Annotated in this window: 25 protein-coding genes, 2 tRNA genes and 1 pseudogene; 15 read left to right on the forward strand and 13 right to left on the reverse strand. The window is 62.2% G+C overall.

Translation table 11 applies throughout. From position 1 onward, the window contains the following. Positions 1 to 113 precede the first annotated feature (113 nt). Positions 114 to 1,112 carry a GlxA family transcriptional regulator gene (locus AC0L2R_RS31820; protein WP_473513647.1) on the reverse strand — a complete coding sequence of 333 codons (999 nt, stop codon included), beginning with the start codon at positions 1,110 to 1,112 and terminating at the stop codon, positions 114 to 116. 127 nt (positions 1,113 to 1,239) lie between these two features. On the opposite strand from AC0L2R_RS31820, the gene AC0L2R_RS31825 reads away from it, so the two are divergent. The 4 genes from AC0L2R_RS31825 to AC0L2R_RS31840 all read left to right on the forward strand — a co-directional run bounded on the left by AC0L2R_RS31825 (position 1,240) and on the right by AC0L2R_RS31840 (position 3,095). Beyond that, positions 1,240 to 2,067 carry an alpha/beta fold hydrolase gene (locus AC0L2R_RS31825; protein ID WP_473513649.1) on the forward strand — a complete coding sequence of 276 codons (828 nt, stop codon included), beginning with the start codon at positions 1,240 to 1,242 and terminating at the stop codon, positions 2,065 to 2,067. A 284-nt stretch (positions 2,068 to 2,351) separates the two neighbouring features. Further along, positions 2,352 to 2,428, forward strand: a tRNA-Pro gene (locus AC0L2R_RS31830). 224 nt (positions 2,429 to 2,652) lie between these two features. Beyond that, positions 2,653 to 2,958: an ETC complex I subunit gene (locus AC0L2R_RS31835; protein ID WP_027152615.1), complete on the forward strand. Its 306-nt coding sequence runs from the start codon at positions 2,653 to 2,655 to the stop codon at positions 2,956 to 2,958. A gap of 60 nt (positions 2,959 to 3,018) precedes the next feature. Then, positions 3,019 to 3,095, forward strand: a tRNA-Arg gene (locus tag AC0L2R_RS31840). Between the two features lie 96 nt (positions 3,096 to 3,191). Here AC0L2R_RS31840 and AC0L2R_RS31845 read toward each other — a convergent pair. Then, the gene (locus AC0L2R_RS31845; protein WP_091590627.1) at positions 3,192 to 3,614 is read right to left on the reverse strand and encodes a YidB family protein; all 423 of its coding nucleotides are present in this window, start codon (positions 3,612 to 3,614) and stop codon (positions 3,192 to 3,194) included. 277 nt (positions 3,615 to 3,891) lie between these two features. Here AC0L2R_RS31845 and AC0L2R_RS31850 point away from each other — a divergent pair, with 277 nt between their 5' ends. The 3 genes from AC0L2R_RS31850 (at position 3,892) to AC0L2R_RS31860 (ending at position 5,229) form a co-directional block, all read left to right on the forward strand. Next, positions 3,892 to 4,176 carry a DUF982 domain-containing protein gene (locus AC0L2R_RS31850; RefSeq protein WP_473513651.1) on the forward strand — a complete coding sequence of 95 codons (285 nt, stop codon included), beginning with the start codon at positions 3,892 to 3,894 and terminating at the stop codon, positions 4,174 to 4,176. A gap of 484 nt (positions 4,177 to 4,660) precedes the next feature. Further along, positions 4,661 to 4,960, forward strand: a complete 300-nt coding sequence (locus AC0L2R_RS31855) for a DUF1236 domain-containing protein (RefSeq protein ID WP_473513653.1) — start codon at positions 4,661 to 4,663, stop codon at positions 4,958 to 4,960. Positions 4,961 to 5,028: 68 nt separating this feature from the next. Continuing rightward, positions 5,029 to 5,229, forward strand: a complete 201-nt coding sequence (locus AC0L2R_RS31860; protein WP_023800633.1) for a hypothetical protein — start codon at positions 5,029 to 5,031, stop codon at positions 5,227 to 5,229. Between the two features lie 317 nt (positions 5,230 to 5,546). Here AC0L2R_RS31860 and AC0L2R_RS31865 read toward each other — a convergent pair whose 3' ends face one another. After that, positions 5,547 to 6,839 carry an NRAMP family divalent metal transporter gene (locus tag AC0L2R_RS31865; protein ID WP_473513655.1) on the reverse strand — a complete coding sequence of 431 codons (1,293 nt, stop codon included), beginning with the start codon at positions 6,837 to 6,839 and terminating at the stop codon, positions 5,547 to 5,549. 341 nt (positions 6,840 to 7,180) lie between these two features. After that, positions 7,181 to 7,269, reverse strand: a pseudogene (locus tag AC0L2R_RS31870) (transposase); the annotation flags it as partial. A gap of 25 nt (positions 7,270 to 7,294) precedes the next feature. Here AC0L2R_RS31870 and AC0L2R_RS31875 point away from each other — a divergent pair. After that, complete coding sequence (locus tag AC0L2R_RS31875) at positions 7,295 to 8,521, forward strand: anion transporter (protein WP_473513657.1); 1,227 nt, start codon at positions 7,295 to 7,297, stop codon at positions 8,519 to 8,521. A gap of 48 nt (positions 8,522 to 8,569) precedes the next feature. Here the strand turns inward: AC0L2R_RS31875 and AC0L2R_RS31880 are convergent, their stop codons facing one another. From AC0L2R_RS31880 to AC0L2R_RS31910, 7 genes are all read right to left on the reverse strand, one after another. Beyond that, positions 8,570 to 8,959 carry a YkvA family protein gene (locus tag AC0L2R_RS31880; RefSeq protein ID WP_091590636.1) on the reverse strand — a complete coding sequence of 130 codons (390 nt, stop codon included), beginning with the start codon at positions 8,957 to 8,959 and terminating at the stop codon, positions 8,570 to 8,572. A gap of 101 nt (positions 8,960 to 9,060) precedes the next feature. Beyond that, positions 9,061 to 9,558 (reverse strand): MarR family winged helix-turn-helix transcriptional regulator, encoded by a 498-nt coding sequence (locus tag AC0L2R_RS31885; protein WP_236473199.1) that lies wholly within the window; start codon positions 9,556 to 9,558, stop codon positions 9,061 to 9,063. A gap of 275 nt (positions 9,559 to 9,833) precedes the next feature. Beyond that, positions 9,834 to 10,163 (reverse strand): cupredoxin domain-containing protein, encoded by a 330-nt coding sequence (locus tag AC0L2R_RS31890; protein WP_023800626.1) that lies wholly within the window; start codon positions 10,161 to 10,163, stop codon positions 9,834 to 9,836. After that, complete coding sequence (locus AC0L2R_RS31895) at positions 10,160 to 10,684, reverse strand: DUF4142 domain-containing protein (RefSeq protein WP_473513659.1); 525 nt, start codon at positions 10,682 to 10,684, stop codon at positions 10,160 to 10,162. The genes AC0L2R_RS31890 and AC0L2R_RS31895 overlap by 4 nt, the downstream gene beginning before the upstream one ends. Before the next feature lie 97 nt (positions 10,685 to 10,781). After that, positions 10,782 to 11,462: an RNA polymerase sigma factor gene (locus AC0L2R_RS31900; RefSeq protein WP_287053773.1), complete on the reverse strand. Its 681-nt coding sequence runs from the start codon at positions 11,460 to 11,462 to the stop codon at positions 10,782 to 10,784. Between the two features lie 102 nt (positions 11,463 to 11,564). Further along, the gene (locus AC0L2R_RS31905; RefSeq protein WP_287194439.1) at positions 11,565 to 12,653 is read right to left on the reverse strand and encodes an HPP family protein; all 1,089 of its coding nucleotides are present in this window, start codon (positions 12,651 to 12,653) and stop codon (positions 11,565 to 11,567) included. A 264-nt stretch (positions 12,654 to 12,917) separates the two neighbouring features. Next, entirely contained in the window at positions 12,918 to 14,084 is a 1,167-nt protein-coding gene (locus AC0L2R_RS31910; protein ID WP_473513661.1) for a cystathionine beta-lyase, read from the reverse strand. A 431-nt stretch (positions 14,085 to 14,515) separates the two neighbouring features. Here AC0L2R_RS31910 and AC0L2R_RS31915 point away from each other — a divergent pair, with 431 nt between their 5' ends. The 5 genes from AC0L2R_RS31915 (at position 14,516) to AC0L2R_RS31935 (ending at position 19,572) form a co-directional block, all read left to right on the forward strand. Further along, a complete protein-coding gene (locus tag AC0L2R_RS31915; RefSeq protein ID WP_023800623.1) occupies positions 14,516 to 15,544 on the forward strand; it encodes an amino acid ABC transporter substrate-binding protein in 1,029 nt (342 codons plus the stop codon). A 63-nt stretch (positions 15,545 to 15,607) separates the two neighbouring features. Continuing rightward, positions 15,608 to 16,795 (forward strand): amino acid ABC transporter permease, encoded by a 1,188-nt coding sequence (locus tag AC0L2R_RS31920; RefSeq protein WP_023800622.1) that lies wholly within the window; start codon positions 15,608 to 15,610, stop codon positions 16,793 to 16,795. A gap of 4 nt (positions 16,796 to 16,799) precedes the next feature. Further along, complete coding sequence (locus AC0L2R_RS31925; RefSeq protein WP_027155356.1) at positions 16,800 to 17,957, forward strand: amino acid ABC transporter permease; 1,158 nt, start codon at positions 16,800 to 16,802, stop codon at positions 17,955 to 17,957. A gap of 21 nt (positions 17,958 to 17,978) precedes the next feature. Then, positions 17,979 to 18,782: an amino acid ABC transporter ATP-binding protein gene (locus AC0L2R_RS31930; RefSeq protein WP_023800620.1), complete on the forward strand. Its 804-nt coding sequence runs from the start codon at positions 17,979 to 17,981 to the stop codon at positions 18,780 to 18,782. A 103-nt stretch (positions 18,783 to 18,885) separates the two neighbouring features. After that, the gene (locus tag AC0L2R_RS31935) at positions 18,886 to 19,572 is read left to right on the forward strand and encodes a TIGR02117 family protein (RefSeq protein WP_473513663.1); all 687 of its coding nucleotides are present in this window, start codon (positions 18,886 to 18,888) and stop codon (positions 19,570 to 19,572) included. Between the two features lie 228 nt (positions 19,573 to 19,800). Here the strand turns inward: AC0L2R_RS31935 and AC0L2R_RS31940 are convergent, their stop codons facing one another. Further along, positions 19,801 to 21,027, reverse strand: a complete 1,227-nt coding sequence (locus AC0L2R_RS31940) for an FAD-dependent monooxygenase (protein ID WP_473513665.1) — start codon at positions 21,025 to 21,027, stop codon at positions 19,801 to 19,803. 15 nt (positions 21,028 to 21,042) lie between these two features. Beyond that, complete coding sequence (locus AC0L2R_RS31945; RefSeq protein WP_023800617.1) at positions 21,043 to 21,288, reverse strand: zinc-finger domain-containing protein; 246 nt, start codon at positions 21,286 to 21,288, stop codon at positions 21,043 to 21,045. 318 nt (positions 21,289 to 21,606) lie between these two features. On the opposite strand from AC0L2R_RS31945, the gene AC0L2R_RS31950 reads away from it, so the two are divergent. After that, positions 21,607 to 23,808: an RNA degradosome polyphosphate kinase gene (locus AC0L2R_RS31950; RefSeq protein WP_473513667.1), complete on the forward strand. Its 2,202-nt coding sequence runs from the start codon at positions 21,607 to 21,609 to the stop codon at positions 23,806 to 23,808. After that, entirely contained in the window at positions 23,808 to 25,343 is a 1,536-nt protein-coding gene (gene ppx / locus AC0L2R_RS31955; protein ID WP_473513669.1) for an exopolyphosphatase, read from the forward strand. The genes AC0L2R_RS31950 and ppx overlap by 1 nt, the downstream gene beginning before the upstream one ends. Position 25,344: the final 1 nt, after the last annotated feature.

Consider the following 25,344-nt stretch of genomic DNA (forward strand, 5'->3'; position numbering starts at 1 on the left):
ACGGGGGCTGCGCGGCGGACACGCCAACGTCACCGCTGAATGCCACGCCATTTTTGCAGAACTTGACGCACACAACTTCTTCCCGGCGAGCTTGCCTTCAACGAGGGGATAACTCACCCTACGCCCACCACCGCCGCTCGTTCTGCGCCAAAGCGCCTGCGGTAATCGCCCGGCGCCAGGCCGGTTATCCTGGCGAACACTTTGCGGAACGAGCCGGGATCGTCATAGCCGACATCCCAGGCGATCTGGTCGATGGATCGGGTCGTCGCTTGCAGCATCTCACGCGCCTTGCCGACGCGCAGGTGCTGGCAATACTCGGTCGGCTTGAGGCCGGTGGCGTTGCGAAAGCGGCGCAAAAAAGTCCGCTCCTCCAAGGCCGCATGCTCCGCCATGGTGGCGAGCGTCACATCGCGCGCGCCTCTCGCCTGGAGCCAGTGCTGCACCTTGAGGATGGCCTCGTCGCCATGGTTCAGCCTGGGAGCAAAGGGGCTGTAGAAGCGTTGCTCGCGTCCCGGCGGGTCGACCAGCATGAAACGGGCGGTGTCCATCATGACGGTCGGCCCAAGCACCCTATCGACGAGTTTCAGGCCAAGGTCGGTCCAGGCCATATAGCCGCCGGCGGTGATGATGTCGCCGTGGTCGATGACCAGCTTGTCGGCATCCAGCACGATGTCGGGAAAGCGTATCGCCAGCGCGTCGCGATAGGCCCAGTGCGTGGTCGCCGCACGACCCGACAGCAGGCCGGCCTCGGCAAGCACGAAGGCGCCGGCGCAGACCGAGCCGAGTGTCGCGCCCGCAGCGTGGCGGGCCCTGAGCCAGTCGGCATAGGGCGCAGCCGCCTCGCGAGCGATCGGATCGCCCAGGGTCGGAGGCAAGATGACCATGGCAGGTCCATTGTCGGGGCCGGGCTCGCTGTCGAAGCTGCGGATAACGGTTTGGCTCGCCTCCTGCCATTGCCAATGGCTGACGCGAAGCCTCAGCGCGTCCGTCGAACGGTCGGCAGCCAGCCGGTTGGCCAGCTGGAACAGGTCGGTCAGACCGAGAACTGCCGCTTGCTGAACGCCGGGATACACAACAAGCCCGATTTCGACCCGATCACGCCCCGCACGCATCTGTCAGTTTTGCCACGTTCAATGTCTGTTTTGCCAATACTCACCATGACTCCGTTGCAATAGCTTGTCCACAGAAGGAACGAACCTTCCCCCACCAATCCAGCCAACTGCAGCAAGGAACACGACGATGAGTACATTCACCACCCAGGACGGCACCGAGGTTTTCTACAAGGATTGGGGCACAGGCCAGCCAATCGTGTTCCATCACGGCTGGCCTCTGAGCGCCGATGACTGGGACAACCAGATGCTGTTCTTCCTCGACAAGGGCTATCGCGTCATCGCGCATGACCGGCGCGGGCACGGTCGCTCGACACAGACGGCAACCGGTAACGAGATGGACACCTATGCCGCCGATGTCGCGGCTCTGGTCGCTCACCTTGATCTCAAGAACGCCGTCCATATCGGCCACTCGACCGGCGGCGGCGAGGTGGCGCGTTACGTTGCCCGCTACGGTGGCGAGGGACGCGTCGCCAAGGCGGTGCTGATCGGCGCGGTGCCGCCGATCATGCTCAAGACCGACAGCAACCCCGGCGGCCTGCCGATCGAGGTCTTTGACGGCTTCCGTGCCGCTTTGGTCGCCAACCGCGCCCAGTTCTACAGGGATGTGCCGGCCGGCCCGTTCTACGGCTTCAATCGCGAGGGCGCCAAGGTCTCGCAAGGGGCTGTCGACAATTGGTGGCGCCAGGGCATGATGGGCGGAGCCAAGGCTCACTACGACTGCATCGAGGCTTTTTCCGAGACCGACTTCACGGAAGACCTGACGAAGATCGACGTGCCCGTCCTGATCATGCACGGCGATGATGACCAGATCGTGCCGATTGCCGACTCAGCCCTGCTTGCCGCCGAACTGGTGAGGCACGGCACGCTCAAGGTCTACGAGGGCCTGCCGCACGGCATGTGCACCACCCACCCGGAGATCATCAATCCGGATCTCCTGGCGTTTATCCAGGGCTGACGCTTCGCAAGCTTCAGGCGGGCAGGCTCGGAAATCCGGGCTGCTCGTCGGTCGCTTGGGTGCTTCGCCCGTCGCCGATGCTGTCCGGCGCAGCTGCGCCGGCAGGACGGCCGATCATCGTGCCGCTGGACAGCAACCTGGGTGTCTGAGGTGGCACTGCCGCGAAACCGTTGCGCCGGCCGGCATTTCCCACCCCGCTCTCGACTCGGGCCTGCCGTTTGTTCCGTTTTCATCTTTTAGGGGTTGCGCAGCCAAGTCCGGAACCCTATACGCCGCCAAGGACTCGGAGTGTAGCGCAGCCTGGTAGCGCATCTGGTTTGGGACCAGAGGGTCGGGAGTTCGAATCTCTCCACTCCGACCATCCATTCACCACGCTGCCGTTAACCCGGATAAAACGTCCCCGCCGGGAAGAAAACGCCCGGTGCGATCTCGGTCGTCCTGTCCACGGCCGTCACCTCGCGCCATCATCGTCGGTGGCCCGCCGTGAAGGGCGGTACGGCAGGCTCGGCCTTGCCGCCGGCAGCATTGCGCAGTAATGACGGGAATACAGCGGCGGTGCCGCTTGCACGTAGTAACGAGGTGTTCATGTCCGCGCGCATTTTCAGCCCAGCCAAAACCGCGATGCAGTCCGGCAAGGCCAAGACCGGCCACTGGGTGCTGGAATTCGATCCCGAGATGCGCAAGAAAATCGATCCGCTGATGGGCTACACCACGTCAGGTGACATGCGGAGCCAGATCAGGCTCACCTTCGACACAAGGGAAGAGGCGGTGGCCTATGCGGAGAAAGAGGGGCTGGCCTATCGCGTCGAGGAGCCGAAGGAATCCAAGCGCCGCCAGATTTCCTATGCGGAGAATTTCCGCTATGACCGCAGGACGCCCTGGACGCATTGACCGGCAAATGCCGGGCAGCCGTCCCAGCGCATAAATTAGCCGGCCTTGGCGTCGGCCAGCGGTCCCGTAGCTCAGCTGGATAGAGCACCGGCCTTCTAAGCCGATGGTCACAGGTTCGAATCCTGTCGGGATCGCCAGCATTTTCAGGGTCCATTCTGGGCGAGTATCGGCGATGCGCTGATCGGCCCGCGTCCTCGCCCGGAGGCGCGGGCTTTCATTCTTTCAGCCTGATGCTAAGTGCGACTAGCTCCAGGTGCCTCGTCGAGGAGATTTGGACCTTTACTCACAGGCATCTGGCCGTCGGGAGTAAGCTTGTCCACTGCGTCGGGCAGTTCACTTGTGAGCCGGTCGAGAAGTTCCTCGCGGGACAATCCGGTTTGCTCGGCGAGATCGCTCAACGTTTGCGGGTCGATCGCTTTCTCGACCTGGTCGCGCTGAACGGGGCGATTCGATCCTGTACCAACCCAAGAATCGACTTGATCGCCCGCACCCGCATTCCTGAGACGCTCCAGGATGTCGCCGAGCCCGCCGGTGGAGCCAGCGTTTTTGGCATCTGTCGAGTTCCTACCGGCGATTAACTCGCCGATCTTGTCCCTATTCTTGTAGGCAAGCAGGCCAAGCAAGGCTACGGCGACTTTTCCTATGTCAAGGCTCATTTCGCACCTCCTTCCATGAAGAACGGACAAGGCATGCGGCTTTGAAAGGTTCCACGGTATTTGCTGCTGGGCTGGTTTTCAGTTCGGTTAAGGACGATGGGGCTTCCCGGTCGAATCCAGGCAGGACTTCAGCGCGGGCGCCGCCGAAACGATCAAGGCTATCGGACGTGCGTGTTCAGCCTCGATCGTTTCGGACAACGGCGCTCTGAATTCACAACCATGCAACCACTGCCTTGTCTTTGCGTTTAGCCGCCTTCAATCCCGGCGAGCTTTAAAAATGACGGCGTTCACCCCGATTTCAATCACCTTGAATGGCAAAGCGATGGCGATCGCGTCGATAGCCGACGCTGCGAAAGCGCTGAAGCAACCATGGCCAACCATGGATAAGCCGTCCCGACTTGAAGCGATACGAATGATCGAGGAATGCCTGGCCGGACATTGCAGTCATCAAGCTGCGTTCGCTGCTTTCGAGGCGGCCGCATCTGAACAGGGCCTTCTCAGGCAAAAGCCTCCAAGCGCAGGCCTCAGGAAATTCGACGGGGTTGCCGAAGACCTGATGTGAGGTGATGCTGCCCTCGCGACCTTGAACCGCTGACAGGCCTCGCCCGGGTGGACTTGGCCGTGATTGTGGACCACCCGCCAAATGAGGAGTGGCGGGTAGTCCTTATCAGCGCAGGAAGGGACGTAGCTGCGCAGATCTCGATTCTTGATCCAATCGTCAAAGTCCGGCCGGTTCCCTGGCTAACGAGCGTTCGCCAGGAACGTGATGGAGACGGCGAAGACCGCAGCGAGTAACCAGCGGGCTTGGTGGACGCTATTTTCCATCGGCTCCTTGCGTGAGCTCACAGCTAGCAACTGCTACGAGCAGCCGCAGTTCCGGGTGGCGGGGTATCCGGGCTATTACGCGAAAACAGGTGAGACTTAGGTCCCGTCTCGAATCAGACCGAAGCCCAACCAAGGAACGTTTGCGGCTGCCTGAGGTTTCGTGAGCCTGGCGCGAAGACGATGCCGTTCAGCGCAATGGAGCTCACATCAAGGAGGCACTTATGAGTATGCGTCTTTCCACTGCTGCCGCTGGGTTTCTGTTGCTGGCCGGTATCGGCCCCGCTGCCGCTCAGGACGTAGTCATCGAGCCTGAGCAGGAGACCGTCATCAGGGAATATGTCAAAAAGCAGCCGCTGGCATCGGTGAAAATCCCTGGAGTGGAGCTCAATATCGGCTCAACCTTGCCCGAAACCGTCGAACTTCATGAAGTCCCCGACACAAAATACCGTTACGTGGTGGTCGACAACCGGACCGTTGTGGTTGACCCGGGCACGCGCAAGATCATCAAAGTCATCGAATGAGCTAAGCGACTGGACCCGCCGTGCCGAAAGGTGCGGCGGGAAGTCGAGCGACGAGGAATGTGATCACCATGTCGAACCGTGAGATTGGAGCGTCGCAGGCGCTGCGAATACGCGTGGCTGACCTCGCTGAGAGGATGCGCGGCGCCCGGATTACCGAAAACGAACTGAAGACCTTTCGAAAGGTCGCAGCAGTCCTGGAGGACGGCAAGGGCAGAATCGATGCCGACGATTTGATTGCCGCATCCTTCGTCGTCGATCCGCCGGACTGACAAGGAGTGCTGCAATGTCCCTGTCTCCCAGCCTATTCTCTGTTGGCCTGACTTTCCAATGCCCGCAGTGCAACTTCACCGTCATCAAGAACGGCCGCTGGTTTCAGGTCGTTTCCCATTACAAGTGCGAGGGATGCGGACGCGAGATCCGGATTACCTATCCCGACAAGATTGCGATCTTCCACAAGCACGCGCACTTGGCCATGCCGCCGGGAGCTCGGTAGCTGCGGCAGATGTGCAGACCAACTCCTTCATTGCCAACCCCACATTGAAAGTGAGCTCGAATTGCCGGGCATGAGCGCGAGTGTCATGGTGACCTAGATAAACCAGGTCGCCACCAGCCCCAAAGAGGCGGAAAAGATTGCGATCGTAGTAGCCCATCCCAGGGCGTTGGTTGTCCGGCTGTTGACCTTGTCTCCCATGATCCGCCGGTTGTTCGTCATCAGCATGATAAGAAGAAGCAGTGGCGGCGTGGAAAAGCCCTGCACGATACCGGACCAGACGAGCGCCTTCATTGGGTTGAAACCCAGGAAATTCAGGCCAACAGCAATCAGCGTGAAGGCGCCGATCGCGATATAGAACTTTGGCGCCTCACGCGGCTTGGCATGAAGGCTGTGCTCCCATCCAACCGCCTGCGCCAGATCGTATGCCGCACCTGTCGTCATGACCGGAACGGCAAGGAACCCGACCCCGATCACGCCGGCCGCGAACAGTACGCCAGCGGCTGCACCAGCGAGCGGCTTGAGAGCTTCGGCTGCTTGAGCGGCGGTCTCGACGTCGTGCTCGCCGGCTTCATAGAGCGTAGACCCTGTCGACAGGATGATAAAGTACATGATGAGGTTGGAAAAAATCACGCCGATCAGGATATCGCGGCGGGAGCGGCGCAGTTCACCGTCGGTGGCGCCCTTGCGCTTCCTCAGCGTCGTTCTCCCCTCGGCAATCTCTTCCTCCACCTCCTCATTCGACTGCCAGGTGTAGAGATAGGCTGAAAGGGTGGTGCCGATGATGGCCACCAGAATGGACAGGAACTCGCGGCTGAACTGGATCTTCGGAACAAGGGTTCCCCACAGCACGGCTGCCGCATCCGGCTTCGCCATGATGGCCGAGCCGACATAGGCAAGCAGGGCCAGCGCGAGCCAGCGGAAGATGTTGCGTATGAGCGTGTAAGAGCCCCAAAGCTGGAGAGCAAAGATCGCGGCCGCGACTACAATCACAATGAGGGGGATCGGAACAGGAAGGAAGATGTTGATGGATGCAGCCATGCCGCCGAGATCGGCGGCTGCTTCGATCGTGTTGCCGATCAGCACGCCCACCAGGACAGCCCAGAGCAGCCATCGGGGATAGAAGTCCTTGATCGCATGAAAGAGGCCGCGGCCCGAAACCTGTCCAAGCTTCGACGAGAGATACACGACCGTGTACATCATCGGCAGCGTTACAGGAGCGGTCCAAAGCAGGTCCGGGCCAAAGCGCGCGCCGGCACTTGCATAGGTGCCGATCGCCGAGCAATCGTCGTCGGCGGCGCCGGTGATAAGGCCGAGTCCAAGTGCTCGCCCTATGCCGTCCTTCTTGTCTTCCCGTGGTGAAGTGGCGTTACGATCGCGCTGCGTCATTGCGGCCACGCCGCGCAAAGAGCGTCACGCGCAAGCACGAGAAAAACGTCGCGAGCAATTATCCTATAAATGTACTGCAGCACGGGAGTGGGTCTCATACCGGCAAACCTCTACCGCCGTTCCAACTCCGCAATCGGCTGCTTGTTCCCCGCGTCAGCCGAGTGTTCAGGGCATGATAGAGCCCACGATTTCGATGAGCTTGGGCGTCTTCCAAACCTTTCATCTTTTGACGGAACCCTACCCGGCGTTTTACGAGATATTCTGCCCGTGTGATTGTCTGTTGGCCGATGTGCGCCAATGGTTCGACGGCGCGCGCGTCACATCAATCTTTGATGTTGCCAAAAGGCTCGCTCGATCGGATTGAGTTCGGGTGAGTATGGCGGCAGGAATCACAGCTTGCGCCGGCTGCCCTTAGGGCCTGGGGCAGGGCGGATCTGAACGGGGCTTTTCCACGAATGACTTTGATGGGCGCGGCGGCACTGCTGATCCTGATCCTGACCTATGCCGGCGTCGCCGTCGGCAGGTTCCCCGGCTTGCGCCTCGACCGGGCAGGCATCGCGCTGCTCGGCGGTGCGGCGATGATTGCCATCGGCGCACTCAGCCTGGAGGACGCATACCGCGCCATCAGTTTCGACACGATCACGCTGTTGCTCGGCATGATGATCGTCGTGGCGCATCTGAAAGTCTCGGGCGCCTTCCGTGCGCTCGGCGCCATTGCCATCGAGCATGCGCATGCGCCGTTCATGCTGCTTGTGATGGTGACGCTGCTGACCGGCGTGCTGTCGGCGTTCCTGGTCAACGACGCGATCTGCCTGGTCATGGCGCCGATCGTCGTCCACGTCACCCGCGTCATCAACCGAAACCCTGTCCCCTATCTGATCGCCACCGCTACGGCGTCGAATTGCGGCAGTGTCGCCACCATCACCGGCAACCCGCAGAATATGGTCATCGGCGCGCTGTCGGGGATTTCCTATCCGGCCTTTTCGGCGGCCCTGGCGCCGGTCGCGCTGTTCGGCCTCGTCGCCGTCGTCGTCATCGTGCGCATCGTCTATCGCGCCGAGTTCGCGCGCAAGACCGAACTCAGCCCCGAAGTCTATCGCGGCCGCATGTTGCCGGGCCAGGTACTCAAGGCGGTGGTGGTCTGCATCGGACTGGCGATCGCCTTCTTTGCCGGCGTTCCGGTCGCCAAGGCGGCGCTCATCGGCGGGGCCATTCTTCTCGTGACCCGTGCCATAAAGCCGGCGCGCATCTACCGCGAGATCGACGGGCCGTTGCTGTTCATGTTCGCCGGCCTGTTCATCGTCGTCGCCGGCGCCGAGAAGACGCTGCTCACGCCCGACATCATAGCCTCGGCAAAAGGCCTCGGGCTGGACGACGTCTGGCGGCTGTCCGGCTTCACCGCGGTGCTGTCCAACATCATGAGCAATGTTCCGGCTGTGCTGGCGCTGCGGCCGTTCATACCCGGCCTGGAAGACCCCGAGCGCGCTTGGCTGGTCGTCGCGATGAGCTCGACGCTGGCCGGCAACTTCACGCTGCTCGGCTCGGTGGCCAATCTGATCGTCGCCGAGTACGCGCGGGTCTCCGGCACGCCTCTGTCGTTCGCCGCCTTCTTCAAGGTCGGGCTGCCGCTGACGCTGGTTACGCTGCTTGCCGGGACGACGTGGCTGGCGCTTGGGTTTTAGGCCGCCGGCGCAGCAGGCAAGGCGATTTCAAGTGCAAGCCTGATCGGACTATTTGGCGTGGGTGGGCCAGAACGCCCAGATCAGCAAAGCTGCCAAAGCCAGCCAGAGCGCCACGACAAAGAACATTCCCGTCCTGCTTTGCGGGTGAGTTTCGAGCGCGGCCGCCCGCGCTCGAAACTCGTCCATCAGCGGCGGCGGAACAAGCCGTATGGCCAGGATCACGCCGAGCGGTACGATGATCAGGTCGTCGAGATAACCGAGCACCGGAATGAAATCCGGGATCAGGTCGATTGGGGAAAGCGCATAGGCGGCTACCATTCCGGCAACGAACTTTGCAAACCAGGGCACTTGAGGATCGCGTGCGGCGAACCACAGGGCGACGACATCAAGCTTGATGTCGCGGGCCCGGCTTTTTGCCGCTTCCAGCCATGCTTTCATAGGGTCACTTTAGCACAGATTGTCGTCCGCCTGCATCCGAGCGGTTGCCGGTCGCGCAAAATCAGACCGTCCATAGCGCGTCCCAAAGGGCGCGCGGCGCTTTAACACTCCGACGATTCGGTGCTGCTCGGCGGCTTCGCGCCCGAAACATAGGCGTCGAGAAAGTCCTGCGAGGCGACATCGTCGGCGAGGCTCCTCAGCTTTTCGGCCGCGGCCGCCCCCAAAATCGCCTCGACGCGCCGGTTGGCCTCGACCCACACGACATATGCCTGCTGGTATCGTGCCTTGCCGAGCGGCGTCAGCACAGCATGCTTGGTTCGCCGATCGTGGGTATCGTGGCGGACCTCGACCAGACCGTCGCGCACAAGCGGCCGCAGGGCATGCGTCAGCGCTGAGATCTGGATCGCAAGGCGGCCGGCGAGGACCTGCAGCGTCGGCCCGTCCTCGCCGTAAGCGGCCGCGAGCCCATCGATCTGGCCGAGCAGAAGGGTTTGCGTTGACGTCAGCCCGGTTGGGACCAACGCCACGTCATACAACTGGCCAAGCCGCCGCGCCGCACGGCGCAGCGACGAATTGATGCAGACGAAATCGTTCGGCATGCCGGGCGCTTCCGCGTCTGGCTCACCCCGACCTTTTAGCGATGCGAACGATTCGACAGTTTTTTTCATCCTACAAAATAGTTGAGGGCTGAACCATTGCAAAGGGGCACAGATCTGGCTAGTTGGTTGAGGGCTAAACATTTGAGCGCTCAACATTCAGGAGATTAACGCATGTCGTTCGCCGCGACGCAGACCGGCGAGCCGGCGCCTCGCTACCAGGCGGCTTGACGCCGCCCGACCCCCCTGCGCGCGCAGGGCGGTCTCCGCTGGCACGGCTAGGGCGACGTCACCGTCAGATGGCCTTTCATGTTGGGGTGGAAGCGGCAGAAATAGTCGAACGCTTCCGCCTTCTGAAGGGCCATGCTCGCTGATGTCTTCGGCGGGATAACCACCTCCCAGCCGCCTTTGACGGTCGCCGTGTGGGCGAACACGTCCTTGTTGACCCACTCTATCGTATCGCCGACCTGCGCCTCGATGCTTGCGGGCGAAAATACAAGCTTCTCGATCGTCACCTCAATCGTTTCGGCCTTGGCTGGTGCGGCAGCAATACTCAACGCCATTGCAATCCACAGATGCCGTTTCGACACCGTCGGTGCTGTTCTCATTTCAGCATGCCGGCGACATGTTCGGCATGCTGTTCATGGCCCTGGAATAGCTTCAGGCCGGTCTCCAGCAGGCTCTTCAGTTCGGCATTCTCGGCCGAGGGGATCAGCAGAGTTTCGAGCGCGCCATTGACCTGCTTGTGATAGGCAACCTCGTTGTCGACATAGGCCTTGTCGAACGCGGTGCCGTCGAGCTTGGCGAGCTTCGCCCGTTCCTCGGCCGCCGCCTTGGTTAGCGCCTTGCTGGTGGCGTTGTCCTCTGGCGTGACGTTGAGCTTCTCGACCAGGTCAAGCGCCTGTTTGTTCACGGCTTCATGGTCTCGCACCATGTCTTTGGCGAAATCGAGAATCTCCTTGTTCTTCGATTTCTTCAGTGCTTGCATGGCCGCCTCGACGTCAAGCACGCCGGCTGTGTAGGCGATGTGCGCGATCTGCGGGTCGCTCGGCTTGTCGGAGGCTTGCGCCGACGTCGCTGCGCTGAGCAGGAAAAGCGCGGCCAGCGCGGTGGTCGATCGAATAAACATGACGTTCTCCTTCGCCGGATGCGGTTGGCTCCGGGCATTTTCAGTTGACGATGATTGGATGCCGGAAGGGAGCAAACGTTCCCGGGAATTCGGGAAATCAGTCTGTAAAGCCAAGCCGCTGCATCACCGCGGCGGTCAGCCGTTCACACCGGCGGCCGGCGAAGGGGAAGGCATCGAGCAGCACCGGGCCGATCTGATCGGCCAGCGCCTTGCGCACGAGGGCGCGGGCGCGGTGCAGCCGGGTCTTGACGGTTTCGGGCCGCACATCGAGTAATTCGGCGGTCTCGTCTATGCTGAGACCTTCGATCACCCGCGCCACGAATACTGTCCGGTAGACATCGGGAAGGCGATCGGTCGCCCGTTCGACAAGCTCGAGGATCTGCCGTTGCGCCATCATCCGCTCCGGATCGTCGCTGGGATTGAGGGGGAACTTGATGATTTCGGCTTGTAGATTTTGCGGCATCGCTACCGTTCGCCGCCTTTTGCGCAAACGCCCAAGCGCCTCGTTGATGACGATGCGCGACAGCCATGTGGCGAGAGAGGATTCGCCGCGAAAATCCCCGAGCTGGGCAAAGGCCCTGACATAGGCCTCCTGCACGATGTCTTCAGCCTCGCTGTCGTTGCGGACGACGCTGCGGGCGATACGATAGAGTCGCTGGTTGTGCATTTTGATAATCGTGTGGAAGGCTCCGCCCTCGCGCGCCAGCGCACGGCCGACAAGCTGCATCTCGCCAGATGCGGCGGGCATGACGGTCGCAGATATGGCCGGTTTCCTCATCGCGAGCCAATCTCATGACCGGAAGCAAATCCTCCGATCGAAACATTGGACGGGCTAACCGCGAAAAGGTTCCCGAACATTTTTCCCGGCGGCCGGCACCGCTTACGCTGCCGCTTCCGCCAACGCCTTGTCGCCAGCTTGCGCGCGTGCCGTTGCGGCCAGCAGATCGGTCTGCGTGATGAGGCCGAGGATGTGCTGGTTATCGTCTACGATGACGACGGCGTGGCTGCGGCCGTCGGTAAGCACCGGCAGGAGGCCCATGGCCGGCGCGCTCGCCGAGGCAGTCGCCACGGCCTTTGTCACGCTTTTCACCGCTTGCGCCGCCCGCGCCAGTTCGCGCAGTCCGACGGCGCCGATAAGCTTGGCCTCCGCGTCGACGACCGGCAGCATCCGGATATTGTGATCGAGCAGCAGATGACGCGCCTCGTCGGCATCAGCATGCTCGTCCACGGCAATCACGTCGCGCGACATGATATCCTCGCACAGCAAGGTCCGGTGCGTGCGCACCATCGCCTGTAACTCCACCTGCCGCAGTAGCCGTTCGAGATCGTTGCGGTCGATGTCGAACGTCTCCTCCAAAGCGCCGAGCGCAGCATCGATGTCCTCGGGCCGGAAGCCGATACGCTCCTGCGCCGGTGGATCGATGGTGCCGTGGCTGTTCTTTGACGCAGCGGTGGTACCATGCGGGTAGGTCCGTCGCGTCAGCTTGTGAAAACCGTATCCGAGCGCCACCAGCACGATCGAGTTCAATGCCACCGGCACGAACGGAAACAGGAAGCCGGCGTCGATGACGGCCGGGCCGCCGAACACCGCCGTCAGAGCCGCCGCGCCGCCTGGTGGATGCAGGCAGCGTGTGAACGACATCGCGGCGATGGCCAACGATACCGCAATGCCCACCACAAGGACGGGCTCATGTATGAAACGCGCCACAATCACGCCGACGAGCGCCGATATGGTGTTGCCGCCGATGATCGACCAGGGTTGCGCCAACGGGCTCGCCGGCACTGCGAACAAAAGCACGGCCGAGGCACCCATCGGTGCCACGAGCAGCGGCACATGCGGGCCGCTGCCGAGCACGAGGCCACCGATCGCGCCGGTCAGCGCAATGCCGATCGTCGCACCGAAACAGGCGATCATGCGCTCGCGCAGTGTCGCGCCGGCCAGTATGGGAGAAAAAAGACGAAAGGCCATGGGTGCTCTGGGGTTTATCCCACTCTGGGGTTGATCCCCGAGGAGTGTTGAACTTTGAAACGCCTTGCAATGACGCCAGACTGCTGAATTCGAAAGCCAAACCAATCCGAGAAATAGCGGATTTGGGAAATATTGTTGCGCGACGCGGGTAGATCAGGCGAGGTCCGGCCGCCAGCCGGAGCAGCTACACAGCGTGATCCGGCTAGTCTTTTCAAGAGGTTGAGCGCGTTTTCTGAATCGGTGTTGGAAGCTCGCTACCGTAGCTCAACCCGCCGCCGCAGTGAGGCCGCGCGCCAGATCGGCCTTCAAATCCTCGACATCCTCAAGCCCGATCTGCAGGCGGATGAGCGGGCCATCATAAGGACCCTTGGCGACGACGCGGTCGCCGAGGAAGACCGGCACGGCAAGGCTCTCATAGCCGCCCCAGGAGTAGCCGAGGCCGAATATCCTGAGCGCGTCGAGGAAGGCATGCTGCTGTTTCTGGCCGCCGCCCTTGAGCACGATCGAAAAAATGCCGCTCGAGCCGCAGAAATCGCGCTTCCAGAGATCGTGGTCGGGATGGCTGGCAAGCGCTGGATGCAGCACCCGCGCCACGCCCGGCTGGCCCTCCAGCCAGCCGGCGATCGCCAGAGCGCTGCGCTGATGGTGGTCGAGGCGCACACCCATGGTGCGCAGGCCGCGCAGCACCTGATAGACATCGTCCGGCCCGGCGCAGCAGCCCATCGTGTAAAATGTCTCGCAAAGCTGTTTCCAGCAGGCCTTGTTGGCCGACGCCGTGCCGAGCAGCACGTCGGAATGGCCGGCCGGATATTTCGTCGCCGCATGGATCGAGATGTCGACGCCATAGTCGAGCGGGCGGAAGTAGAGCGGCGTCGCCCAGGTATTGTCCATCATCACGATCGCACCTGCGGCGTGTGCCGCGCTGGAAATGGCCGGTATGTCCTGCACCTCGAAAGTGTTGGAGGCCGGCGATTCGGTGAACACGACCTTGGTGTTGGATTTGATCAGCGCCGCTATACCGGCGCCGACATGCGGATCGTAATATTCGACCTCGACGCCTAGCCGTTTCAGCATCGTGTCGGCGAAATTGCGGGTTGGGTGATAGACGGAATCGACAATCAGGACATGGTCGCCCGCCGACAGGAAGGCGAGCAGCGGCACTGTCACCGCCACCAGGCCGGAGGGCACCACAATCGTGCCGGCCGAGCCTTCCAGTCCGTCGATGGCGCTGGCAAGCGCGTCGGTGGTCGGCGTGCCGCGCGTGCCGTAGGTGTATTTCTGGCCGCGTGCCGCCATCGTCGCCGCGTTGGGAAAGAGCACGGTCGAGGCATGTACGACCGGCGGGTTGATGAAGCCGAAATAGTCGTGCGGATTGTTGCCCGAGTGGGCAAGCCGCGTGTTGATGCCCATTTCATTGCCGCCTTTTGCCATTGCGCTTCGCCTCTGATGGAAGCGCTAGCCATAGTGCGGCGGCATTGGCCGCGCAACCGTTCGCCATCCGCCAGCCGGCGGACTGGTTGTGCCAATCGCTCCGATGGCATTCAGGCGCGCGGCGCTGCCCCCCGAAGATGGATTTCAGAAGCCCAGCTCCGATTCGCGTTGGCCGGATCTCGCAGTTGCTGGCTAATTTTCAGGCGCGTTTGTCTGCAATTCAGGCATTTGCGGCAAATGGTTTGAAACTCTTTGGGTTTCGGTCATTTTCCTTGACCTCAATGTGATAATCGCCTTCGATGCAGTTCGTGAATGGGAGGCAGCGCGTCGGTTGCGATGCGGGTTCCGGGAATGGGCCGGAACGGGAAGCTGCGTTCACACGGAAAAAAAGTCAGGTTCGCCTGAAAAAAACAGAAAAGGGTCTGTGGGTTATGAAACACATTGCAATCGGCATTCTGGGCGCCGCCGCGCTTGGATTGGTGGCTTCGGCCGCGTCGGCGGCCACGCTCGACGACGTCAAGGCCAAGGGCTTCATCCAATGCGGCGTGTCGACCGGTCTGGCCGGCTTCTCGGCGCCGGACGACAAGGGCGACTGGCAAGGCATCGATGCGGACTTCTGCCGCGCTGTCGCGGCCGCCGTGTTCGGCGATGGCACCAAGGTCAAGTTCACGCCGCTCAGTGCCAAGGAACGCTTCACCGCACTGCAGTCGGGCGAGATCGACGTCCTGTCGCGCAACACCACCTGGACCATCAACCGCGATACGGCGCTTGGTCTGAACTTCGTCGGTGTCACCTATTATGACGGACAGGGCTTCATGATCAACGCCAAGAAGCTGCCGGGGGTGAATTCCGCGCTGCAGCTTTCGGGCGCGGCGGTCTGCGTGCAGAGCGGCACCACGACCGAACTCAACCTTGCCGACTACTTCAAGACGAACAAGATGGAGTACAGCCCGGTCGTCTTCGAACAGCTGTCAGAGGTCGACGCGGCCTATGACGCCGGCCGTTGCGATGTCTACACCACCGACCAATCAGGTCTCTACGGCATCCGGCTGACGCTGGGCGCGCCCGCCGACCACGTCGTGCTGCCTGAGATCATCTCCAAGGAACCGCTCGGACCGGCCGTGCGCCAGGGCGACGACCAGTGGTACCACATCGTCAAGTGGACCTATTTTGCGCTGTTGCAGGCAGAGGAACTCGGCATCACCAAGGCCAATGTCGAGGAAATGAAGGCCTCGGACAATCCCGAGATCAAGCGCGTGCTCGGCCAGGAGGCCGATACCAAGATCGGCACCGATCTCGGTGTCTCCAACGACTGGGTCGTCAACATCGTCAAGACCGTCGGCAATTACGGCGAAATGTTCGAACGCAATGTCGGGTCGGGCAGCCCGCTGAAGATCGCGCGCGGCATCAACGCGCTGTGGACCAAGGGCGGTCTGCAATACTCTCCGCCGATCCGCTGATCGAAATGTGATCCGGGAGGCAGATCGTCTGCCTCCCGGTTTCTCTTTCCAGGGGATGGTCGAATGGCATCGCAGGAAATTCTTCGCGAGGAGCCAAGCCGCGGCTCCTTCATCAATGATCCAAAGGTCCGCGGCATAGTCTTCCAGGCGGTGGTCGTCATCGTGCTGGTTGCGTTGGTCTGGTGGATCGTCCAAAACACCATCGACAATCTGACGCGCCTGCGCATTGCGTCAGGCTTCGGCTTCCTCAGGGGTCGCGCCGGCTTCGACATCAGTGACAGCGCCATCGCCTATTCGTCGGATTCGACCTATGGCCGCGCCATCGTGGTCGGCTTTATCAACACCCTCATCGTTGCCGCCGCCGGCATCGTCACCGCCACCATCATCGGCTTTATCCTCGGCGTCGGCCGGCTTTCGCACAACTGGCTGATCCGCAAGATCTGCATGGTCTATGTCGAGGTCTTTCGCAACATCCCGCCGCTGCTGGTCATCTTCTTCTGGTATTCCGGCGTGCTTTCGGTGCTGCCGCCGCCGCGCGAAAGCATCAATTTGCCGTTCAGCTCCTTTCTCAACCAACGCGGCTTTTATTTTCCACGCGCCGTGTGGGGCGAAGGCTCCTGGCTGATCCTGGTTGCTTTGCTTCTCGGCATCGCCATGGCGTGGTTCGTCGCCCGCAAGGCGCGTCAGCGGCAGATGGCGACCGGCCAGCAATTCCCTGTGTTCTGGACATCGGCGGCTTTGATCATCGGCTTGCCGTTGCTGGCCTACGCGCTCAGCGGCTTCCCGCTGAGCTTCGATTATCCAAAGCAATCGACCTTCAACCTGACTGGCGGCTTTCAGGTCAAGCCGGAGTTCCTGTCGCTCTACCTGGCGCTGTCCTTCTATACGGCGGCCTTCATCGCCGAAATCGTGCGGGCCGGCATCATGGGCGTCAATAAGGGTCAGACCGAGGCAGCCGGTGCGCTAGGGCTGCGGCCGGGATCGATCCTGCGGCTTGTCGTCATTCCGCAAGCCATGCGGATCGTCATTCCGCCGCTGACCAGCCAATATCTGAACCTGACCAAGAACTCGTCGCTGGCCATCGCCATCGGCTACCCGGATCTGACGGCGACGACCGGCACGGTGCTGAACCAGACCGGCCAGGCTATCGAGTGCGTGCTGATCATGATGGTGGTCTATCTCGCACTCAGCCTGTTGACGTCGGCGGTCATGAACGTGGTCAACGCCAGAATGGCGCTGGTGGAGAGGTAGCGACATGCAGGAGCACGATCTTTCCTTCGTCCGCGTCGAAATGGCGCTGGCACAGTCGGCGCCTGCAAGCGAGCGCGGCCTGGGCGCCTGGATACGCAAGAACCTGATTGCGTCGACCGGTGACACGATCCTGACCATCATCGGCATCGTGCTGGTCGCGATGATCCTGCCGCAACTGATCAGCTGGGCCTTCATCAACGCCCAATGGACCGGCGCGGACCGTACCTTTTGCGCCACAGCGGCACAGGGCGGCGTCCAGCCGGACGGCTGGTCCGGCGCCTGTTGGGCCTTCGTCAACGCCAAGTTCGGCCAGTTCATGTTCGGCCGCTATCCGATCGATGAGCGCTGGCGGCCGATCCTGGTCGCCATACTGTTCGTGGCGCTTCTGGTGCCGCTGCTCATCCCGAAGGTGCCGCGCAAGGGGCTGAACGCCATATTGTTCTTCGGGGCGCTGCCGATCTTTGCCTTCATCCTGCTGGTTGGTGGCGTGTTCGGCCTGCCGCATGTCGAAACCCCGCTATGGGGAGGGCTGCTGGTGACGCTCACCCTGTCCTTCGTCGGCATTGCCGTGTCGCTGCCGCTCGGCATCGTGCTGGCGCTCGGACGGCGCTCGAAGATGCCGATCGTCAAGATGCTGTGCGTCATCTTCATCGAGACGGTGCGCGGCATCCCGCTGATCACCGTGCTGTTCATGGCCAGCGTCATGCTGCCGCTGTTCCTGCCGGCCGGCGTCAGCTTCGACAAGTTCCTGCGCGCGCTGATCGGTGTTTCGCTGTTTGCCGCTGCCTATATGGCCGAAGTGGTGCGGGGAGGCCTGCAGGCGATCCCCAAGGGCCAGTACGAGGGTGCGGATTCGCTCGGCCTCGGTTACTGGCAGAAAATGGGCCTGATCGTGCTGCCGCAGGCGCTGAAGCTGGTCATTCCCGGCATCGTCAATACCTTCATTGGCATGTTCAAGGACACCAGCCTGGTTTCGATCATCTCGATGTTCGACCTGCTCGGCGTCGTCAAACAGAATTTTAACGACCCCAACTGGGCAACGCCGCAAACGGCCAGGTCCGGCCTGGTGTTTGCTGCCTTTGTCTTCTGGCTGTTCTGTTTCGGCATGTCGCGCTATTCGATGTTCACGGAACGCCGGCTCGACACCGGCCACAAGCGCTAAGAACAAAAAAGGGAACCTTCCATGACAATAGAAAATGCAGTCAGCGCGGAAGAGATCAAGGTCAATGCCGCCAAGATGCAGGTTTCCACCACCGATGTCGCCATCGACATCATCGCCATGCACAAATGGTACGGCGAATTCCATGTGCTGAAGGACATCAACCTGAAGGTGATGCGCGGCGAGCGCATCGTCATTTGCGGCCCTTCGGGCTCGGGCAAATCGACGATGATCCGCTGCATCAACCGGCTGGAAGAGCACCAGAAGGGCAAGATCATCGTCGACGGCAAGGAATTGACCAACGATCTCAAGAAGATCGACGAGGTGCGCCGCGAGGTCGGCATGGTGTTCCAGCATTTCAACCTGTTCCCGCATTTGACCATCCTGGAAAACTGCACGCTGGCACCGATCTGGGTGCGCAAGACGCCGAAGAAGCAGGCCGAGGAAATCGCCATGCACTTCCTCACGCGCGTCAAGATTCCGGAACAGGCCAACAAATATCCCGGCCAGCTTTCCGGCGGCCAGCAGCAGCGCGTCGCCATCGCCCGCTCGTTGTGCATGAATCCGCGCATCATGCTGTTCGACGAGCCGACCTCGGCGCTCGATCCCGAAATGATCAAGGAAGTGCTGGAGACGATGGTTGGCCTCGCCGAAGAGGGCATGACCATGCTCTGCGTCACCCACGAGATGGGCTTTGCACGCAAGGTCGCCAACCGGGTGATCTTCATGGACCAGGGCCAGATCGTCGAGCAGAACACGCCAGCCGAGTTCTTCGACAATCCGCGCCACGAGCGCACAAAACTGTTCCTGTCGCAAATCCTGCACTGATTGCTCTCACGCGAATCAAAAGAGCCCGGCCGAAACCCTGCCGGGCTCTTTTGCGTCTGAGCCGTCAGCAAACGATTGCGCCCCGATTGCGAGGCCGTCCCTCATGAAAAAGCCGTCCCTCGTGAAAAAGCTTGGGCGTTTTCTCGCCATTCTGGTGGTGGCAATCGTGCTTGCCGTGGTTCTGGGCACATTCATTCCACGGCCGCTCTTGCAGGCGGCCGCCGCCGATCCCGCCGCCATCAGGCACGTCCTGGTGCTGAAAAATCCGATCCACACAGATATCGCCATCCCGGTCGATGACGACGTGCGCAAGCGCTTCCATTTCCTGGTCGGTGGCGGCATTCCGGCCGACATGGCTGGGGTCCGCTACATCGTCTTCGGCTGGGGAGGCCGCGCCTTCTATCTGGAGACGCCGACCTGGTCGGAACTGAAGGCGGCGCCGGTGATGAAGGCGCTGACATTGGACGCATCGGTGATGCATGTCGATGTCGCCGGAAACATTGTCGAGCCGCACCCCGACGTCGCCGGCTTCGACATCAGCGAGCAGCGTTTTGCAGCGCTGCTCGATTTCATCGCGGCGAGTTTCCAGCAAGGGCCGAACGGTCCGATCCTGATCGAGAATGCCGCTTATTCCAGGTTCGACCGCTTCTACGAAGCCAACGGCCATTTCAATGCGCTGGCTGGCTGCAACACCTGGACAGCGGCGGCTCTGCGTATCGCCGGCCTGCGGACAGGCTGGTGGAATCCGCTGCCGACCTCACTCGACCTGTCGATGCGGATTTATAATTGATGCTGCGGGTAATCAGCGCCTCATTGCGGCGCGCCCCCCTCTGTCCTGCCGGACATCTCCCCCACAAGGAGGGAGATATTCAGTTTCGGCGCCGCGCTTCATCCTGCAACGTTGGAGATTGGCGAAAGCCGAGGTGACGGCCGATCTCCCCCCAAGTGGGGGAGATGCCGAATCTTGGCAAAGAGGGCAGGACAGAGGGGGGCGCTGTCCCGCCAACCGGTCGAGCTTTCATTGCCGATCGCCATCCGGCGGCCGCCAGCCATAGAGCCAGTCGAGATCGGCCGCGAGCTTTTCCGGCGAGCGCCACTTCAGGAACAGGTTGCGCGCGACCGCCACCGGCCCCGCTGCATGCCAGGCGAGCCTGTTCACCGCACCGCGGCGGGCGACCTTGGCGATGCGCGGGCGGCGCATCTTTTCCCAGGCGGCAAGCGCGCCCCACGGATCGGCGGGCGCGGCAGCGACAAAGCCGGCAAGGGTTGCGGCATCCTCGATCGCCATCGCCGCCCCCTGCGCCGCGAACGGCGTCATTGCATGCGCCGCATCGCCGATCAGCGCGATGCCGGCGGGTGTCGTCCATGGTTGTGCCTGGTCGACCGTATGGATCGGCCACGCGGTCCACGGGCCCGCATCCTCGACAAGCCGGGCCAGCGCTGCCACCGTGCCAAGCATGGCGCCGAGGAGTATATTGGGATCAGCGTGGCCCGACCAGCGCTCGGCGATGACCTCGCCCCTGGTGAAGGCAGCCAGGTTGAACGCCATGCCGTTGCTGACCGGATAGGCGACGAGGTGGAAGCCGGGATGCAGGAAGGTGGTCACGCAATTGGCGGCGCCGACCGCCGCAAGGACTTCTCCTGCGACACTGCCTGCACTGATCGTAGCGCGCCAGGCAAGCTCGCCCGAAAACCGGCTTTTGGCCGCAAACCCGCCAAAAGCCCGGATCGCCGACCAGACGCCGTCGGCGCCGATCAGCAGAAAGCCGCCGGCTTCGACTGTCTTGCCGGCAATCTCGACTGTTGCCGTGGCATGGCGCGGTCCTGTGGCGATGTCGCCGACGCGCGCGCCGGTGACGAGACTGATGTCCGGCCGTTCGGCAAGGCGCGCCATCAGTGCATCTTGCAGGTCAGCCCGATGAGCGACGAGATAAGGCGCCTGCCAGCGGCCTTCGGCCGCTTCGCCAAGCGGCACCCGCGCCAGCTCACGTAGCGTGGCGGCGTCCTTGAGCACGACCGCCTCCGGCCGCACCGCCGCCGGCAACAGCCGGTCGAGCACGCCGAACTGGCGAAGGATGCGCGTCGCGTTGGGTGAGAGCTGGATGCCGGCACCGGCCGCTTCGAGGCGCGGCGCCTGTTCGAACAGCCGCACCAGATAGCCGCGCTCGGAAAACGCCAGTGCCGCGGTCAGTCCGGCGACGCCGGCTCCGGCGATAACGACCTGCCGGGACCGGGTGTCGTCCATCGGATGGCGTGCGCGTCAGGCGGCCTGGTGGATATAGAGGCATCCGGCAGGCTGTGTTTCCGTCGCCTTCAGCTTTGGCGAATAGCGAAAAAGCGTCGAGCAATAGGGGCAGACCTTTTCATTGTCGTCGCCCATGTCGAGAAACACATGTGGATGGTCGAAGGGCGGGTTAGCGCCGGTGCACATGAATTCCTTGACGCCGATGTCGATTGCCGGATAGCCCGCATCGTTTTGGAAATGGGGAATGGAACCGCCTGCCATCGTCGTCTCCTATATTTGCCGCATGACCCCGGCTCATGTGCAAAATCAAAATTCCACCGCGTCCTTTGCGCGTCCAAAGGACGCGCCGCGCTGCACCTGGATTGCATCTGGATCATAAGCAGTCTCTTTGCAAGATCGATGAAATCAAACTGTCGTAAAAGCCTGTCACAGGATAAGCTAAGCCGGTTAAGGCATGGCCCCGAAACCGAATTCGGTTTTGCTGGGGATCATGCGTAGCTTAAGTGGTGGGAGCGTCCTTTTGCGCGTCCGCGACGACGCGCGACGCTGTGGCCAGCGGGTGCGAAACGAGCAGGAACCATGAACGAACTAAAGCCGGTGCAGAGCGAATTCACCACTGTCGAGGTGGCGAGCCCAGAGGGCGGCAATCCGGACCGCTTCGTCAACCGCGAGTTTTCCTGGCTGCAATTCAACCGCCGCGTCCTCGAAGAATCGCTGAACGCCAACCATCCGCTGCTCGAGCGGGTGCGCTTCCTGTCGATTTCGGCCGCCAATCTCGACGAGTTCTTCATGGTCCGTGTCGCCGGTCTCGCCGGCCAGGTTCGCGAAGGCATCACGCTGAAGAGCGCGGACGGCCGCACCCCTGAACAACAGCTGGAACAATTGCTGCGCGAGGTCGAGCGCCTGCAGGAGGACCAGCAGAACAGCCTATCCGCTCTGATGCTGCTGCTCGACAAGGAAGGCATCGAGAGCATCAGCCGCGATGGGCTGACCAAGGACGAGAAGACCTGGCTCGAGGATCATTTCCAGGAGCAGGTGTTTCCGGTGCTCACACCGCTGTCGATCGACCCGGCGCATCCGTTCCCGTTCATTCCCAATCTCGGCTTCTCGATGGCGCTGCAACTGCGCCACCGCAGGAATGGCGAGGAGATGAGCGCGCTGTTGCGTCTGCCGGTGGCGCTCAAGCGCTTCATCCGCTTGCCTGACCGCAAGCATCATGTCCGCTTCATTCCGCTGGAAGAAGCGGTCGGCCTCTATATCGGCAAGCTGTTCCCCGGCTACGAGGTCAAGGGCTCCGGTACGTTCCGCATCATCCGCGACAGTGACATCGAGGTCGAGGAGGAGTCCGAGGATCTCGTGCGCCTGTTCGAGACGGCGCTGAAACGGCGTCGTCGCGGCTCGGTCATCCGCATCGAATTCGACAAGCTGATGCCGGCCGAACTGCGCGAGTTCGTCGCCGGCGAGCTTGGCGTCTCATCGAGCCGGATCAGCGTGCTCACCGGTCCGCTGGCGCTCAGCCAGATTTCCGAGATCGTCGCCATCGCCCGCGACGATCTCAAATTCAAGCCTTACAATCCGCGCTTTCCCGAACGCATCCGCGAGCACGGCGGCGACTGTTTCGCCGCCATCCGCGAGAAGGACATCATCGTTCATCACCCCTACGAATCCTTCGACGTGGTGGTGCAGTTCCTGCGCCAGGCGATGGCCGATCCGGAAGTGGTGGCGATCAAGCAGACGCTCTATCGCACCTCGAACGACAGCCCGATCGTGCGCGCTTTGGTCGACGCGGCGGAGGCCGGCAAGTCGGTGACCGCGCTGGTCGAGCTCAAGGCGCGATTCGACGAGGAAGCCAACATCCGCTGGGCGCGCGACCTCGAGCGCGCCGGCGTTCAGGTCGTGTTCGGCTTCCTCGAACTGAAGACCCACGCGAAAATGTCGCTGGTGGTGCGGCGCGAGGACGGCAAGCTGCGCAACTATGTGCATCTCGGCACCGGCAACTACCATCCGGTCACCGCGCGCATCTACACCGACTTGTCCTTCTTCACCACCGCTCCGACAATCGCCCGCGATGTCGCCCAGCTGTTCAATTTTATCACCGGCTACGCCGAGCCGACCGAGGAGATGCGGCTAGCCATCTCGCCGTTCACGCTGCGCAAGCGCATCCTCAAGCACATTTCGGACGAGATTGCCCATGCGCTGGAGGGCAGGCCGGCCCGCATCTGGATGAAGATGAATTCGCTGGTCGACCCGATCATCATCGACGCGCTCTATGACGCCAGCCGCGCCGGCGTCGAGGTCGATCTCGTCGTGCGCGGCATCTGCTGCCTGAGGCCCCAAGTGCCGGGCCTGTCGGAAAACATAAGGGTCAAGTCGATCGTCGGCCGCTTCCTCGAACACAGCCGAATCTATTGTTTCGGCAACGGTCATGGACTGCCGTCGGACGGGGCGATCGTCTACATCTCATCGGCCGATTTGATGCCGCGCAATCTCGACCGTCGCGTCGAAACCATGGTGCCGATCACCAATCCAACGGTGCATGAACAAGTCATCGGCCAGATCATGCTGGGCAACATCATGGACAACCAGCAAAGTTTCGACGTATTGGCTGACGGAACCTCCCGGCGCGCCACGCTCGAGGAGGGCGAGGAACCGTTCAACGCGCAGGAATATTTCATGACCAATCCGAGCCTCTCCGGACGCGGCGATGCGCTGAAATCGCATGCGCCCAAGCGCATCGCGCAGTTCAAGCGCCGCAAGAAAAACGCCGCAGCGACCGGCTGATGATTTCAACGTCCCAGGGCCGGCTTCAGGACCGCCGACCGCTGTCCATCATCGACATCGGGTCGAACTCGATCCGGCTTGTCGTCTATGAGGGGCTGGCGCGCTCGCCAACCACGCTGTTCAACGAAAAGATGCTGGCCGGCCTCGGTCGCGGCATCGTCTCGACCGGAAAGCTCGATCCCGAGGCGGTGACCCGTTCGATGGAGGAGTTTCGACGTTTTCGCGCGCTGTCCGAGCAGGCCGGCGCCGAGCATATGTATGTGCTGGCGACCGCCGCCGCCCGCGAGGCGGTCAACGGCCCCGATTTCATCCACCGCGCCGAAGATGTGCTCAAGACCGAGGTCCAGGTGCTGAGCGGGCGCCAGGAAGCCCACTATTCCGCGCTTGGCGTCATTTCCGGCTTCCACCCGGCCAACGGCATCGCCGGCGACCTCGGCGGCGGCAGCCTCGAACTGGTCGACGTCGATGGCGAGGCAATCGGCGACGGCATCACGCTGCCGCTGGGCGGCCTGCGCCTGCAGGACATGGCCAAGAACTCACTGGCCCATGCGGCAAAGATAGCGCGCGACGAGCTCGCGAAGGCAAGGCTGCTGAAAGGCGGGCAGGGCAGGCCGTTCTATGCCGTCGGCGGCACCTGGCGAAACCTCGCTCGGCTGTACATGGAAATGACCAGCTATCCGCTGAGCGTCATGCACCATTACGAGATCGGCATCGACAGCGCTGCGAACTTCCTCAAGCAGGTCGCCAAGGGCGAGATCGAGAAGATAAGGGGTATCGAAGGCGTCTCGAAGAACCGCCGCTCGCTGCTGCCTTATGGCGCCATCGTGCTGCAGGAGATCATGGCGGCGATGCAGCCGTCAAAGATCATCGTCTCGGCGCTGGGCGTGCGCGAGGGCTTTCTCTATTCGCTGCTCGACAAAGCCGAGCAGAAGGCGGATCCGCTGATCTCGGCCTCGGAGGAACTCGCCCGGCTGCGTTCGCGCTCGGTCACCCACGCGCATGAGCTTGTCGAGTGGACGGGCAAGACCTTCGCCGCCTTCGGCATCGAGGAGACGGTCGACGAGGCGCGCTACCGCCAGGCCGCCTGCCTGCTTGCCGACATCGGCTGGCGCGCGCATCCCGAATATCGCGGCAAGCAATCGCTCAACATCATTGCCCACGCCTCCTTCATCGGCGTCGACCATCCCGGCCGCGCCTTCCTGGCGCTGGCCAACGCCTACCGTCATGATGGCGTCTTCAACGAATCGATCGCGCCGGAAATCAAGGCACTGGCAACGCCGCGCTATATCGAGCGCGCCCGTGTGCTGGCCGCGGTGATGCGCGTCGTCTACCTGCTGACGGCGGCAATGCCGGGCGTCATGCCGCGGTTGAAATGGGCGAGGCGCGGCAATGGCGTGCTGGCGCTGGTGCTGCCGGCGTCGCTGGCCGACCTTTACGGCGAGCGGCCGGCCGGGCGACTGGCGCAACTGGCGAGGGTGACCAATCGCCGGCTGGTGCTGGCGGTCGAGGGCGGCCCCACTATGCCAGCCAAGTAGT

The organism is Mesorhizobium sp. WSM4820 (genome assembly GCF_055811075.1).